The sequence below is a fragment of the Streptomyces sp. NPDC050658 genome (assembly GCF_044457025.1).
GTDB lineage: Bacteria > Actinomycetota > Actinomycetes > Streptomycetales > Streptomycetaceae > Streptomyces.
On the sequence record NZ_JBITGM010000007.1, the window covers coordinates 175,229 to 190,012 of the forward strand.

Annotated in this window: 12 protein-coding genes; 8 read left to right on the forward strand and 4 right to left on the reverse strand. The window is 71.0% G+C overall.

Annotated elements, in window-relative coordinates; all coding sequences use genetic code 11:
- Nucleotides 1–27 precede the first annotated feature (27 nt).
- From ACIBKX_RS24800 to xylA, 4 genes are all read right to left on the reverse strand, one after another.
- On the reverse strand, nucleotides 28–1,074 hold the full coding sequence (locus ACIBKX_RS24800) for a methyltransferase (RefSeq protein WP_363273250.1): 1,047 nt from the start codon (nucleotides 1,072–1,074) through the stop codon (nucleotides 28–30).
- A 185-nt stretch (nucleotides 1,075–1,259) separates the two neighbouring features.
- Nucleotides 1,260–2,087, reverse strand: a complete 828-nt coding sequence (locus ACIBKX_RS24805; RefSeq protein WP_363273054.1) for a helix-turn-helix domain-containing protein — start codon at nucleotides 2,085–2,087, stop codon at nucleotides 1,260–1,262.
- 63 nt (nucleotides 2,088–2,150) lie between these two features.
- Nucleotides 2,151–2,636: a hypothetical protein gene (locus tag ACIBKX_RS24810; RefSeq protein WP_363273056.1), complete on the reverse strand. Its 486-nt coding sequence runs from the start codon at nucleotides 2,634–2,636 to the stop codon at nucleotides 2,151–2,153.
- 113 nt (nucleotides 2,637–2,749) lie between these two features.
- The gene (gene xylA, locus ACIBKX_RS24815; protein WP_363273057.1) at nucleotides 2,750–3,916 is read right to left on the reverse strand and encodes a xylose isomerase; all 1,167 of its coding nucleotides are present in this window, start codon (nucleotides 3,914–3,916) and stop codon (nucleotides 2,750–2,752) included.
- 192 nt (nucleotides 3,917–4,108) lie between these two features.
- On the opposite strand from xylA, the gene xylB reads away from it, so the two are divergent.
- The 8 genes from xylB (at nucleotide 4,109) to ACIBKX_RS24855 (ending at nucleotide 14,711) form a co-directional block, all read left to right on the forward strand.
- Nucleotides 4,109–5,563 carry a xylulokinase gene (gene xylB, locus ACIBKX_RS24820; protein ID WP_363273058.1) on the forward strand — a complete coding sequence of 485 codons (1,455 nt, stop codon included), beginning with the start codon at nucleotides 4,109–4,111 and terminating at the stop codon, nucleotides 5,561–5,563.
- Nucleotides 5,564–5,599: 36 nt separating this feature from the next.
- A complete protein-coding gene (locus tag ACIBKX_RS24825) occupies nucleotides 5,600–6,799 on the forward strand; it encodes an ROK family transcriptional regulator (protein ID WP_363273059.1) in 1,200 nt (399 codons plus the stop codon).
- 87 nt (nucleotides 6,800–6,886) lie between these two features.
- Nucleotides 6,887–8,302: a tetratricopeptide repeat protein gene (locus tag ACIBKX_RS24830; RefSeq protein WP_363273062.1), complete on the forward strand. Its 1,416-nt coding sequence runs from the start codon at nucleotides 6,887–6,889 to the stop codon at nucleotides 8,300–8,302.
- Between the two features lie 193 nt (nucleotides 8,303–8,495).
- On the forward strand, nucleotides 8,496–10,007 hold the full coding sequence (locus ACIBKX_RS24835) for an APC family permease (protein ID WP_363273063.1): 1,512 nt from the start codon (nucleotides 8,496–8,498) through the stop codon (nucleotides 10,005–10,007).
- Nucleotides 10,004–11,017 carry an acetamidase/formamidase family protein gene (locus tag ACIBKX_RS24840; RefSeq protein WP_363273064.1) on the forward strand — a complete coding sequence of 338 codons (1,014 nt, stop codon included), beginning with the start codon at nucleotides 10,004–10,006 and terminating at the stop codon, nucleotides 11,015–11,017. The genes ACIBKX_RS24835 and ACIBKX_RS24840 overlap by 4 nt, the downstream gene beginning before the upstream one ends.
- 53 nt (nucleotides 11,018–11,070) lie before the next feature.
- Nucleotides 11,071–11,670: a peptidoglycan recognition family protein gene (locus tag ACIBKX_RS24845; RefSeq protein ID WP_363273065.1), complete on the forward strand. Its 600-nt coding sequence runs from the start codon at nucleotides 11,071–11,073 to the stop codon at nucleotides 11,668–11,670.
- Between the two features lie 88 nt (nucleotides 11,671–11,758).
- Nucleotides 11,759–13,015, forward strand: a complete 1,257-nt coding sequence (locus ACIBKX_RS24850) for a GAF domain-containing protein (RefSeq protein WP_363273067.1) — start codon at nucleotides 11,759–11,761, stop codon at nucleotides 13,013–13,015.
- A gap of 172 nt (nucleotides 13,016–13,187) precedes the next feature.
- Nucleotides 13,188–14,711: an aldehyde dehydrogenase family protein gene (locus ACIBKX_RS24855; protein ID WP_363273068.1), complete on the forward strand. Its 1,524-nt coding sequence runs from the start codon at nucleotides 13,188–13,190 to the stop codon at nucleotides 14,709–14,711.
- Nucleotides 14,712–14,784: the final 73 nt, after the last annotated feature.

Consider the following 14,784-nt stretch of genomic DNA (forward strand, 5'->3'; position numbering starts at 1 on the left):
GGGCCCGTAAGGGCCCGCGCCCGGCCGTCAGTCGGTGGCGACCTCTGCCTCGGCCTCTGCCTCGATGAGAGAGAACGGGGCGGCCTCGGGAAGCGGGGTGACCGAGGTGAGCGACAGGCCCGCTCGACGGCACACGTCCTCGAAGTCCTGGCGCGTGCGCTCTCGGCCGCCCACGTTCACCAGCATGTTGAGGTCGCTCAGATAGGTGATTCCGCCGTCGGCGGTGTCGGCTTCGGCGTCGACGACTTCAGGGAGCACGGGCTCCACGATCAGGACGCGGCCGCCGGCCGGCAGCACCTCGCGGCAGTGGCGCAGGATCGTGACCGCCTGTTCGTCCGTCCAGTCGTGCAGGATGCTCTTCATCAGGTAGAGGTCCGAGCCTTTCGGCACCGAATGGAAGAAGTCTCCGGAGACCGACGAACAGCGTTCCGTGAGTCCGTGCCGTCGCAGTGTGGTCGGGACCTCGGCGAGGCCGTCCTTCGTGTCGAAGACGACGCCGGTGAGGTCCGTGTGCGCCTCCAGAACGCCGGCCAGGAGGGTTCCGTCGCCTCCTCCGACGTCCGTGATCCTGGAGAACCGGCCGAAGTCGTAGGCATGCGGGAGCACTGCGGCGGTTCCGCCCACGGCTTGGCTCATCGCCGCGTTGAACTCCGTGGAGAGTTCGGGGTGCTGGGCGAGGTAGCTGAAGAAGTCCGTGCCGAACACGGCGTCGAAGGCTATGTCGCCGGTGCGGACACTGGCGTCCAGGTGCTCCCAGGGCCGGAGCATCGTCGGGTCCGTGAACATCCGCACGAACGACGTGAGCGACTCGGGGTGGCCCGGATCGAGGAACGTCCCGGCCGGGGTCACCGAGTAGGAACCGGGTGCGTGTTCCTTCAGCAGGCCGAGCGCCGTCAGGGCTCGGAGCAGGCGGTTCATGGGCTGGGGCTCGGCTCCGGCATCGGCCGCCACTTCCGCGGCCCCGCGCTCCTTGTCGCCGATCAGCTCGACCACCCTCAACCGGACTGCCGCGCGCAGGGTCTGCGCGGCCATGCTCCCGAACGCGAGCCGGGCGATCAGGGCGGGGCCGGTCATGTCCGGCGCGGAACCATCGGTGTTCGTCACAGGTGTATTCCTTCCAGCGTCTTTCGGATTGCTTAGTGAGGCGAATTGCCTTGTGGGGCGGGGCGGATCGCCTTGTAGGGCGGATCGCCTTGTAGGGCGGATCGCCTTGTAGGGCGGATCGCCTTGTAGGGCGGATCGCCTTGTAGGGCGGATCGCTAGTCGACAGACGTCGCCCTGGCCGCCAGCGCGCCCGGCGTGCAGCCCGCGAAGGCCTGTACGTCGCGGTGCAGGTGGGGCTGATCGACGTATCCGCACTCCAGAGCCACATCGGTGGCATCGGCACCGGCGCAGAGCGCTCGGGCGGCGTGGTCGAAGCGGACCAGCATCGCGGCGCGCTTGGGGCTGACGCCGATCTGCGCACTGAACCTGGACCACAGCCGCTTGCGGCTCCATCCGCAGGACGCGGCGAGGTCGCTGATCCGGACCCGGCCTCGACGGGCCACGATGTCGTCCCACACGGCGGCCACCTCGGGCCACATCGAGGGTGCCCGCGCCGCCCGTTTCGCGAGGAACTCATCCACCAGGGTGAGGCGTTGCTGCCATGCCGTGGCCTCGGTCAGCTGCTCGCGAAGCCGTTGCTCGTGCCGCCCCCAGAGGTCCTCGAGGCCGGTCAGCGATCCCTCCAGTTCACGCGGGGAGACCCCGAGCAGCGCATGCGCGGCCCGAGGCGACAGGCGCACCTCGACGCACGCGACCCGCTCGGCCCGGATCCGCGCCGGACCGGGCGACAACGACGCGACCATGCTCCGCAGGGAACGGCGCCCCGTGGCGCCCTCCACCGTGAACGAGGCATCCCCGAGCCCGATGACGACGATCACGGCAGGCTGTGGGAGCACCAGCATGTCGAGACCGGCGGCCGCACGGTCGCGGAATCCGGCCATCTGGACGCCGTCGACAGTTGTGCCGCCGACGAGGCCCGCGACCTCCCAGCCGTTCTCGGTCTCGTGATCCGCCGGGGCGGACCACACTTCGTCGTTGCGCATGCCTCTACGGTCGCCGACTTCGACGCTCCTGTCTTGGACGAAAGTTCCGCGGGTGCGGACCCCTCAGGGCGCTTCGTTCCCCACAGCTGACGGAATCAGCGACTCCAGGTCCTCAGGATCGGTCGGCAGGTCGCTGGGGAGGCCCGACGGCAGCTCGCTCGGCAGGTTGGAGGGGATTTCCGTGGGCAGTTCCGAGGGGATCTGCGAGGGGATGCTGAGTGACGGCGTGGGCTTGCCGCTCTCGGAAGGGCCCTTCTCGCCCGGCGAGTCATCCCCGCCGGTGGCCACGAGAACCACCGCGACGACCACGGCCACGGCCACGATCGCGGCCAGCAGGATGAACAGCCCGCCCCGCCGTCCCGACGGCCCTCCGGGCGGCTGGGACGGCGGCCACGCGCCACCGCCCGGAGGCATCCCGCCGCCTTCGGGCGGCAGGCCCCCACCGCCCGGAGGAGGTCCGTAGGCGCCTCCTGGTGGTCCGAATCCGCCGTCACCCGGAGGGGGCGCGTCGCCCGGCGGAGGAGGCGGCTGCGGCGGTACGGGTGGCATGGCCATACCGTCAAGAGTCGCCTCGCACCGGTCAAGACGCGACCCCCGTGCAGAAGTTGGCGCCTCCGTAGTGGTGCTTACGGGGCGCACCGCCCCGTAGTTGCAGTCCAGGGTCAGCCACGCGCCCCCAGGAGGTGGTCCATCGCCAGCTGGTCGAGCCGTTCGAAGGCCATGCCCCGCGCGGCGGCGCCCGCGACGTCGAAGTCCTCGAAGGCACCGCGGTCGGCGAGCAGCCCCGCAAGGCCGTCCTCCGCGGTCGGCAGCGACAGTTCGTCGAGACGGGCGGCCCGCAGCGCCTCCTGGACCTCCGGATCGGCGCGGAACGCGGCGGAACGCTCCCGCAGGATCAGGTAGTTGCGCATGCACCCCGCCGCCGAGTCCCACACGCCCGCGTAGTCCTCCGTACGCGGCGGCTTGAAGTCGAAGTGCCGCGGCCCCTCGTAACCGCCCCTCTCCAGGAGGTCGACCAACCAGAAGGCACTCCGTAGATCGCCGGCTCCGAAACGCAGGTCCTGGTCGTACTTGATGCCGGTCTGACCGTTCAGGTCGATGTGGAAGAGCTTGCCCGCCCACAGGGCCTGCGCGATGGAGTGCGGGAAGTTGAGCCCGGCCATCTGCTCGTGGCCCACTTCGGGGTTGACGCCGAACAGTTCCGGACGCTCCAGGCGCTCGATGAAGGCCAGGGCGTGCCCGACGGTCGGCAGCAGGATGTCGCCGCGCGGCTCGTTCGGCTTGGGCTCGATCGCGAAGCGCATGTCGTAGCCCTGTTCCGTCACGTACTCGGCGAGCAGGTCGAAGGCCTCCTTCATGCGGTCGAGGGCGTCGCGTACGTCCTTGGCCGCGCCGGACTCCGCGCCTTCCCTGCCGCCCCAGGCGACGTAGGTGCGGGCGCCGAGCTCCACCGCGAGGTCGATGTTGCGGATCGTCTTGCGCAGGGCGTAGCGGCGTACGTCGCGGTCGTTGGCGGTGAACGCACCGTCCTTGAAGACCGGGTGCGTGAACAGGTTCGTGGTCGCCATCGGCACGACGAGGCCCGTCGCGTCGAGTGCCTGCCGGAACCGCTTGACGTGCGACTCGCGCTCACTGTCCGTGGCGCCGAAGGGGATCAGGTCATCGTCGTGGAAGGTCACTCCGTAGGCACCCAGTTCGGCCAGGTGCCGTACGGAGTCGGCCGGTTCGAGCGGGGCGCGGGTCGCGTCGCCGAACGGGTCCCTGCCCTGCCAGCCGACGGTCCACAGACCGAAGGTGAACTTGTCCTCTGGAGTGGGCTGGTACGTCATGTGCGGCTCCCAGGGTGGCTGATGCGCGGCGGCGGGCCGCCCGGGCACGGCTGTTCCGTGTACCCGGACGTGGGCGCCACGACTATTTCGTCATGGCCCTTAACAAATTAGTATCCGGAGGCATCCCTGGGAAGGTCGGACGGAGAGAAGTCCGGACACACCCGGAAAGAGCCGCGGGAACGGAGACCCCCGATGTCATCAGCGCCAGCAGCCGACGGTCCGCTCGTCGTCGGCGTGGACAGCTCCACGCAGTCCACCAAGGTCCTGGTCGTCGACGCCGCGACGGGCAGAGTCGTGGCGAGCGGTCAGGCGCCCCACGGCGTCAGCTCGGGCTCGGCCCGCGAGAGCGACCCCGAAAGCTGGTGGAACGCCCTGGTCGAGGCGCTGCACCAGTGCGGCGATGCGGCGCGGGAGGCCGCCGCGGTGTCGGTCGCCGGACAGCAGCACGGCCTCGTCACGCTCGACGCGCACGGCAGGCCCGTACGGCCCGCGCTGCTGTGGAACGACGTCCGCTCGGCGGCACAGGCCCGCTCCCTGGTGGACCGTCTCGGCGGCCCGAAGGCCTGGGCCGAGCGCGTCGGCAGTGTGCCGGGGCCGTCGTTCACGGTGACCAAGTGGGCCTGGCTCAGCGAGCACGAACCGGCCGCGGCCGCTGCCACCGCGACCGTCCGGCTGCCCCACGACTACCTCACCGAGCGGCTCACGGGCAGCGGCACGACCGACCGGGGCGATGTCTCCGGAACGGGCTGGTGGGCGTCCGCGACCGAGGCGTACGACGAGGAGATCCTCGGCATGGTCGGCCTCGACCCGGCGCTGCTGCCCCGTGTCGTGCGCCCTGGAGAGATCGTCGGCACCGTGCGCGGACACGGCGAACTGCCCTTCTCCAAGGGCACCCTGGTGGCCCCCGGCACCGGCGACAACGCGGCGGCGGCACTCGGCCTCGGTCTGCGCCCCGGCATTCCGGTGCTGAGCCTCGGCACGTCCGGCACGGTGTACGCGGTCTCCGGAAGGCGCCCCACGGACCCCACGGGGACGGTGGCCGGTTTCGCCGACGCGCGGGGTGACTGGCTGCCGCTGGCCTGCACCCTCAACTGCACGCTGGCCGTGGACCGGGTGGCGGCGCTCCTGAGCCTGGACCGCGAGGCCGTCGAGGCGGGCGGCGAGGTCACGCTGCTGCCCTACCTGGACGGCGAGCGGACCCCTGATCTGCCGCACGCCTCGGGGCTGCTGCACGGGCTGCGGCACGACACGACTCCAGGACAGCTGTTGCAGGCCGCGTACGACGGGGCGGTGCACTCCCTGCTCGGCGCCCTCGACCGGGTCCTGGACGCCGACGCGGACCGCTCGGCGCCGCTGCTGCTGATCGGCGGCGGTGCACGGGGCACGGCCTGGCAGGACACCGTGCGGCGGCTGTCCGGGCGGCCCGTCCAGGTACCCGAGGCCAAGGAGCTGGTCGCGCTCGGGGCCGCCGCACAGGCCGCGGGGATCCTGACGGGCGAGGACCCGGCGGCGGTCGCGCGCCGTTGGGGCACGGCCGCCGGACCCGTGCTCGACCCGGTGGCGCGGGACGAGTCGGCGCTCGCTCGGATCACCGGGGTACTCTCCGACGCGACGCCGCTGCTGGACAAGGCGGCGCATGAGCAGTGACGGCGAGGACCACGGAGAGCAGGGGCTGACGGGGGCATGACCGCACCACCGCATGGCACGCGCCAGGGCACGTCCGGCGGCCGGCTGCCTGACACCCAGCAGGCCATGCGCCGCCGCAATCTCTCCCGTGTCATGCACGCCGTCGCGGCGCACGGGCCGCTGTCCCGTGCCGCCGTGGCCACCCGGATCGGCCTGACGCGGGCCGCCGTCTCCACGCTGGTGGACGAGCTGATCCGGTCCGGGCTCCTGGCGGAGCTGGGACCTGAGCGGCCGGGCAGGGTCGGCCGTCCCGGCTCGGCACTCGCGATCAGCGGGAGCGGTCCCGCGGGCATCGGCGCGGAGGTGGGCGTCGACCATCTCGCGGTGTGCGCGGTCGATCTGCGCGGAGAGGTACGCGCGCGTGCCGTGCGGCAGAGCAGCAACCGGGGGCGCGCAGCCGAACCGGTCGTCAAGGAACTCGTCACGCTGATCCGGCAGGTGAGCGCCGAGGCCCGCCGGGAGGGACTGCGCCCGGCGGGCCTCGCCGTCGCCGTCCCCGGACTGGTGGCCCGCGGCACGGGGACGGTGGTCCGCGCCCCCAACCTCGACTGGCGCGACGTCGACCTCGCCGCGCTGCTCCCCGCCGAGCCGCCGCTCACCGTCGACAACGAGGCCAACTTCGGCGCACTGGCCGAGCTGTGGCTCGGCGAGGAGGTGCCTCAGGACTTCCTGCACGTCTCCGCCGAGATCGGCATCGGTGCGGCCCTGGTCGTCGACGGAGGTCTGCTGCGCGGGACGCGCGGCTTCGCGGGTGAGCTGGGGCATGTGCCGGTGTGGCCCGACGGCCCTTCGTGTCCGTGCGGCGGGCGGGGCTGCCTGGAGCAGTACGCGGGCGAGGTAGCGGTGCTGCGCGCGGCCGGGCTCGATCCGGGCACGGACCGGCTCGGTCTGCTCGCGGAGCGGGCCGCGCAGGGCGACACGGACGTGCGGCGCGCGCTGAAGGACGCCGGGGCGGCCCTGGGCATCGCGCTCACCGGTGCGGTGAATCTCCTCGACCCCCGGTCGGTGGTGCTCGGCGGCGCGCTCTCCCGGCTCGCCCCGTGGCTGCTGCCTCCCCTGGAGGCGGAGTTGGACCGTCGCACAGCCGGCACGGCCTGCGCCGTCACGGTGTCCCGCCTGGGTTCCGACGGGCCGTTGCTGGGCGCGGCGCACTCTGTCGTACGGGCAGTGCTGGACGATCCGGTGGGCGCGGTCTAGCCACCTGACCCGCAGGCGTGCGTCGTCCTCGCATCCCCCGGGCAGATTCGCGAGACTGCGACAGAGTCGACGGGATCAGGGGCAGCGATGGAAATGGACCGGCATGACCACGCCATGAGTGGCACGAGCGATGAGGCCGCGAGGCACTACGAACGGGCGCTGGACGCGCTGTTGTTCTTCCGCGGGGAGGTGGCCGACGAGGCCCAGGCGATGGCCGAGGCATCTCCCGGATCGGCCATGGCTCACGTCTTCGGCAGCTATCTCGGGCTGCTCGGCACCGAGGAGAAGGACGCCGCTGCCGCCCGGCAGTCGTTCAAGTCCTTCCTCGGCGCGGTCGACCTCACCGGGCTCTCGCCGCGCGAGCGGATGCACACGGCCGCCGCCGAAGCCTGGCTGGACGGGGACATGTTCGGTGCGGGTGCCGTCCTCGGCGAGCTGAGCAGCGCCTATCCCCGCGACGCGCTTGCCCTGGCCGTCGGTCACCAGATCGACTTCTTCACGGGCGACGCCCAGCGCCTGCGCGACCGGATCGGCGGCGCGCTCGCCTCGTGGGACAGCGAAGACCCGCACTTCGGCCCCCTGCTGGGCATGTACGCCTTCGGGCTCGAGGAGTCGGGGCACTACAGCCGCGCCGAGGAGACCGGGCTGCGGGCGGTCGAGCGGCATCCACGCGATGTGTGGGGCATCCACGCGGTCGTGCACACATACGAGATGCGGGGGATGTTCGCGGACGGGATCCGTTATCTGGACGCCCGGACGGACGACTGGGCCGACGGCAACTTCCTCTCCGTCCACAACTCCTGGCACTACGCCCTGTACGCGCTGGAGTCAGGGAGCATCGACCGGGTCCTCGCGGTCTACGACAACACCCTCCACCACGAGGCGTCGCAAGGCATCGCGATGGAACTCCTGGACGCCTCCGCCCTGTTGTGGCGGCTGCTCCTGACCGATACCGACGTCGGCGCACGCTGGGCGGCGCTCGCCGAGGCCTGGGCGGGGCGCGAGGACGGCGCCTATTACGCGTTCAACGACGTCCACGCCGTCATGGCATACGTCGGCGCCGGTCGGCTGACGGACGCCGAGCAGCTGGTCAAGGACCGTGAGCTGTGGCTCGCCCGGACCGACCCGGCCGTCTCCAACCACGCCATGACGCAGGAGATCGGACTGCCGGTGTGTCGGGCCCTCATCGCGTACCGACAGGGGCAGTACGCCCGTGTCGTCGAGTTGCTCACGCCGATCCGCCGCCGGCTCAACTTCTTCGGCGGCAGCCACGCGCAGCGGGACGCCGTGCAGCGCACGCTGGTGGAGGCCGCCATCCGCGCAGGACGTCACGACCTGGCGCGCACCCTGCTCAGCGAGCGCATCAACCTGCGCCCCATCTGCCCCTACAACTGGCAGGCCCGGGCCCGGCTCGCCGACCGGACCGGCGATCCGGCCGATGCCGCTGCCGCCCGCACCCGGGCCGAGCAGCAGGCCGCCGTGGGAGCCGCCGCTCTGGGATGACGGAACCCTGCTTCGGCCCCTCCCCCGCCACCGCTTGTCCCCCTCACGGGTGACCGCGATATCCACAATCACGGTGCTGTACACAGATGTGGCTCGCGCTCTTCCGCCCCAACCAGCCGCCGCCGTACCGTAATTCAGGCGAGGCACGTTCGTCCCGGTGGCGGGTCGTGACCACGTGGATCGGGGGATTCAGGTGTCGGGGGAAACCAATCCAGGACTGCGTCGCGGAGCCATCGGGTTACGCGAAGTCCTCTTCCAGAGCATTACGGCGATGGCGCCCGCCGCAGCGGTGGCCGCGTCCATTCCGGCGGGCACCGCGTTCGCCGGCGGCAGCCTGCCACTGTCGGTTCTCGTCGCGCTGGTGGCGTGTCTGTTCACCGCGTCGTGCGTAGCCGAACTGGCCCGGCACCTGCCTGCCGCGGGGTCGATGGCCACGTATACGGCCCAGAGCCTGCACCCCGCGGTCGGATTCCTGGTCGGGTGGGGATACGTCTTCGTGGAAGCACTCATCCCCGCCCTGCTGCTGCTCCAGCTGGGCTTCACCACAGCGGGCACGTTGCACAACGAGTGGTCGTCCTATCCGGCGGACCTGTGGTGGCCGTGGTCCCTCGCGGGGGCCGTGATCATCGCGGTCGCCGGATATCTGGGAGTGCGGGCGTCGGCCCGCTTCGGCACGGTCCTCGGTGCGTTCGAGGTTCTGGTCTTCCTGGTCTTCGCCGTACTCCTGATCGCGCAGGCGGGCGGCCACAACACCTGGTCGGTGTTCGGCACTTCGCATACGGCTGAGGGATACGACGGGCTCAGCGGCGTCTTCGCCGGTTCGGTCTACACCGTTCTCGCGTTCGCCGGTTTCGAGGCGGCGGCCCCACTCGCCGAGGAGACGAAGAATCCGCGGCGCACGATGCACCGCGCGGTTCTCGGCGCGGCGCTCACGATCGGCCTGGTGTACGTGATCACGACGTACGCAATGTCGGTGTACTTCGGCCCTGACCGCTTCACAGAGTTCGGGGCGTCCGGCGCGGCCTCCTGGGAGGGCGTGGCGCGCGCCTCGTTCGGCCTTTTCTGGGTGCTCGTCTTCCTGGCCGTCGTGAACTCCACGATCGCCAACGCCAACGCGTGCGCGAATGTGTCGACCCGTACGGCGTTCGCACTCGGCCGCATCGGGGTGTTCCCGCGCCCCTTCGCGCGGGTCCACCCCACGCGCCACTCCCCCGTCGCCGGGGTGGCCGTGCAATTCGCCGTCGCGGTCGCCACCGTGCTGGGGCTCGGTTTCGCCTATGACCCGGTGACGGCGTTCCTCCTGCTCGCCACGGTGATCGTGACGGTCATCATCGGCGTCTACATCCTGGCGAACCTCGCCTGCGCCGGCTACTTCCTCAGGCGCAGGCGCGAACTGTTCAGCCCGGTGCGGCATCTGCTGTTCCCGCTGCTCGGCATCGCCGCCTTCGTGCCCGTACTGCTGACTGCGGCGGGACTGCCCGTCTTCGACTTCGTGTCCGAGCTGACCGCCCCTGTCTCGTACGCGGGCCCGGTCGTCGGTGTCTGGATGCTCATCGGTGTCGTTGTGCTCGGGGTACTGATACGCCGCCATCCGGAGCACATAGCCGAGACGGCACATGTCCATTTCGACGACCTCGACGACCTCGACAACTTCGACGACGACACCAAGCCCGACCCCTCACAGAGCGGAGCAGTCCCGAGATGAGCGAGCCCCGTATCCTGACCGTGCGCCCCGAACCGGGTGAATACGCCTGGACGTTCGGCGGTGCCCCGCCGGTGGCGCGCATCGCTCCGGGCACGGTCCTCGACCTCTTCACGGAGGACTGCTTCGCGGGGAAGGTGCGTTCCGAGAAGGACCTGGTCTCCGAAGTCTGCGAGTTCCCGTTCCTGAATCCGCAGACCGGCCCTTTCCACGTGGAGGGCGCGGAGCCCGGAGACACGGTGGCCGTGCACTTCGTGTCCATCGAGCCCGCCCGCGACTGGGCGGCTTCCACGACAGTGCCGCTCTTCGGGGCGCTCACGTCCACCCACACGACCGCCTCGCTCCAGCCTCCGCTGCCCGAGACCGTGTGGATCTGGCAACTCGACAATGAACGGCGTACGGCCCACTTCCGTGCGCACGACGGCGACTTCGAGATCGGGCTGCCGATGGACCCGATGCACGGCACGGTCGGTGTCGCGCCCGCCAACCTGGAGGTGCGCTCGGCGCTCGTGCCCGACGCGCACGGCGGCAACATGGACACCCCGGAGATGCGGGCCGGAGTCACCTGCTATCTCGGCGTGAATGTCGAGGGCGCGCTCCTGAGCCTGGGCGACGGGCACGCCCGCCAGGGCGAGGGAGAGACCTGTGGTGTCGCCGTCGAGTGCGCCATGAACACCGTGGTGATCGTCGAACTCCTGAAGGGGATCGCGACGCCCTGGCCGCGCCTGGAGTCCGACACCCACATCATTTCCACCGGTTCGGCACGACCGCTCGAGGACGCGTTCCGAATATCCCAACTCGACCTCGTGCAGTGGCTGGTGCGTGACTACGGCTTCAGCGAGCTCGACGCGTACCAGTTCGCGACGCAGACCGTCGAGTCGCCGCTCGCCAACGTCTGCGACACCAACTACACGTGCGTGGCCAAGATCCGCAAGGAGTGGCTGCCCGCACGCGAAACTCACCGGGGGCTGCACGCACGGCTGCGCGAGACGGCCGCGGCGCTCCCCCGCTGACCAGTCCAGAGAGTCCAGTCCAGCTGTTCCCCCCACCGAGAGGTAGGTCAGCCATGGATCGAGCAAGACGTCATCCCAGCAGGCGCCGGCTGCTGCAGGGCGCGGCCCTCGCCGCCGTGCCCACCGCGCTCCTCCCCGCCACCCGCGCCACCGCCCGGCCGCGGGCGGTCGACTACCCGCTCGCCGAGTGGGTTCCGGCCAGTACGTCCAACTACACGGCGGCCAACCGGCCCAGCACCTATCCGGTCGACTACGTGATCGTGCACGTCACCCAGGAGACGTACGCCGACACCCTGGCCATCTTCCAGAATTCGGCCAAGAAGGTCTCGGCCCACTATGTGGTGCGTTCCGAGGACGGACACATCGCCCAGTGCGTTCGCGAGCGCAACGTGGCCTGGCACGCGGGCAACTGGGACTACAACACCCGAAGCATCGGCGTCGAACACGAAGGGTGGGTGGATCAGCCCGAGTACTTCACGGACGCGATGTACGAGCAGTCGGCGCTGCTGACCGCGGCCATCTGCGACAAGTACGGAATCCCCAAGAACCGGGACCACGTGATCGGGCATGTGGAGGTGCCCGGAAGCGACCACACCGATCCGGGTCAGTACTGGGACTGGCCGCGCTACATGGACCTGATCAATTCGGCCTGACGCGCCCTGGACTCCGGTTGCGGTGCTTGTCGGCACCGGCTCGCGGGGCGACGATGGCTGAACCGCATCGCCGTCCCGGGAGGCCGAGTTGACCGATCCATGGGTGGCTCTGGAGGCCGGTGCCGATCCCGCCGAGCGGGTGCGGGTGCTGCGCCGGGCCCATGAGAGGTTCACCGAGGGCGGGACCGTCGCGCGGCCGGTGCGTTCCGTGGTGGCCGACTCGTGGCGGCGGTCGGCCAGGGCCAGGGTCTGCCCGGAGGACACCGGTGCGGCGGTGGAGCTCACCGGCGGGGATCTCGGCTCGTATCGGGCGGAGCATCCGCTGGCCGGGGTGATGCCGCTGTTCCGGGAGCTGATGGGCACGTTCGCGGCGGATGGCGAGCATCTGCTGGCGGTGTGCGACGCGCACGGCAGGCTGCTCTGGGTCGAGGGGCATGCGGCGACCCGGCAGCAGGCGGGGCGGATGAACTTCGTTCCGGGGGCGCGCTGGTCGGAGTCGGCGATGGGCACGAACGCGCCCGGTACGGCGGTGGCCGTGGACCGACCGGTGCAGGTGTTCGCCGCCGAGCACTTCATCCGACGCGTCCAGCCGTGGACGTGCGCGGCGGCTCCGGTGCACGATCCGCGCACCGGGCGGCTGCTCGGTGCGGTCGACATCACCGGGGGCGACCGGCTCGCGCATCCGCACAGCCTGGCCTTCGTGCAGGCCGTGGCGCGGGCCGCGGAGTCCCAGCTGGCGCTGCTCGCACCGCCGGTGGACACGGGCGATGCCGTGGGGCTCACCGCGCTCGGGCGGGACGAGGCGCTGCTCGTGGCCGGTGGTCGCAAGATACGGCTGAGCCGGCGGCACAGCGAGATCGTCGTCCTGCTGGCCCGTCATCCCGACGGGCTGACGGGAGACGAGCTGCTGTGCGCGCTGTACGAGGACGAGTCGGTGACGCCGGTGACGTTGCGGGCGGAGCTGGCCCGGCTGCGGCACGTGCTCGGGCCGGAGCTGCTGAGGTCTCGCCCCTACCGCCTCGCGGCTCGGGTCGACTTCGACGTCGAGGCCGTGGAGCGACGCCTCGGGACGGGCGCGGTCACCGCGGCCGCCGCCGCGTACGCGGGGCCGCTGCTTCCCGCCTCGCAGGCGCCTGCCGTGGCCCGGCTGCGGCGCCGGCTCGCTGACCAGCTGCGGGCCGCGCTCATCGCGCGCGGCGATCCGGACCTCCTGTCCGACTGGGCGCACGCTCCCTGGGGCGAGGACGATCTGGCGGTGTGGCGCGCGCTGGCCGAGGTCAGGGCGACCCCGCCGGTACTCGCCCGCCTCGCCGCGTTGAACGCGGAGCTGGCGGCGGGGACGTAACGGTCCACCCGACGCCCCGAGGCCCCGAGGCCCCGAGGCCCCGAGGCCCCGACCACAACGCCACCGCCACCGGCACCGGCACCGGCCGCAACGTACCTGCAACGTCCCGCCTCCTACCCTCCGGGCGAGAGCTGCCCAACGGCGGGCAGCCTTCCCCGGGAGGCCAGCCAAGATGACCCGTTACGCAGCGCCCGGCACCGAGGGCGCAGTCGTCTCGTACCAGGCCCGCTACGACCACTTCATCGGCGGTGAGTACGTACCGCCCGCCCGAGGCCAGTACTTCGAGAACCCGAGCCCGGTCAACGGACAGCCGTTCACCGAGATCGCCCGCGGTACGGCCGAGGACGTCGAACGCGCCCTGGACGCGGCGCACGCCGCCGCACCCGCCTGGGGCCGCACCTCCGTCAACGAGCGCGCCGACATCCTGCGGAAAATCGCCGACCGGATGGAGGCGAACCTCGAGAAGCTCGCGGTGGCCGAGAGCTGGGAGAACGGCAAGCCGGTCCGCGAGACGCTGGCCGCCGACATCCCGCTCGCCATCGACCACTTCCGCTACTTCGCGGGCGTGATCCGCGCCCAGGAGGGCTCGCTCAGCGAGCTCGACGACGACACCGTCGCCTATCACTTCCACGAGCCGCTGGGCGTGGTCGCGCAGATCATCCCGTGGAACTTCCCGATCCTGATGGCGACCTGGAAGCTCGCCCCGGCGCTGGCGGCGGGCAACGCGGTGGTGCTCAAGCCCGCCGAGCAGACCCCGGCCTCCATCCACGTCTGGCTGAGCCTGGTCGCCGATCTGCTGCCGCAGGGCGTCGTCAACGTAGTCAACGGTTTCGGCGTCGAGGCGGGCAAGCCGCTGGCGTCCAGCCCGCGCGTGGCGAAGGTCGCGTTCACGGGTGAGACCACGACGGGGCGGCTGATCATGCAGTACGCCTCGGAGAACATCAAGCCGGTGACGCTGGAGCTCGGCGGCAAGTCGCCGAACATCTTCTTCGACGACGTGTGGGCCGCCAACGACGACTTCCGCGACAAGGCGCTCGAGGGCTTCACCATGTTCGCCCTCAACAACGGCGAGGTCTGCACCTGCCCGTCGCGGGCCCTCGTGCAGCGCGGCCACTACAGCGAGTTCATGGAGGCGGCGGTCGCCCGCACCGAGCAGATCGTGCCGGGCCACCCGCTGGACACCGACACGATGATCGGCGCCCAGGCCTCCAACGACCAGCTGGAGAAGATCCTCTCCTACCTGGACATCGGCCAGCAGGAAGGGGCGAAGGTCCTGACGGGCGGTCACCGCATCGAGTACGACGGCGAGTTGGCGGGCGGCTACTACGTCCAGCCGACGATCTTCGAGGGCGACAACCGGATGCGGATCTTCCAGGAGGAGATCTTCGGTCCGGTCGTCTCGGTCGCGTCGTTCAACGACTTCGACGACGCCATCAAGACGGCCAACGACACGCTGTACGGTCTGGGCGCGGGCGTCTGGACGCGCGACATGAACACGGCCTACCGTGCGGGCCGCGCGATCCAGGCCGGCCGCGTCTGGACGAACTGCTACCACGCGTATCCCGCGCATGCCGCCTTCGGCGGGTACAAGCAGTCCGGGATCGGCCGCGAGACGCACAAGATGATGCTGGAGCACTACCAGCAGACGAAGAACCTGCTGGTGTCGTACTCGCCGAAGAAGCTCGGCTTCTTCTAGGGGCAAGGAGGAAGGCGCCCGATGTGGGATCTTGCCCGCCAGGCGCCTTCCGCTCGGCCCGCTCACGGCGCGG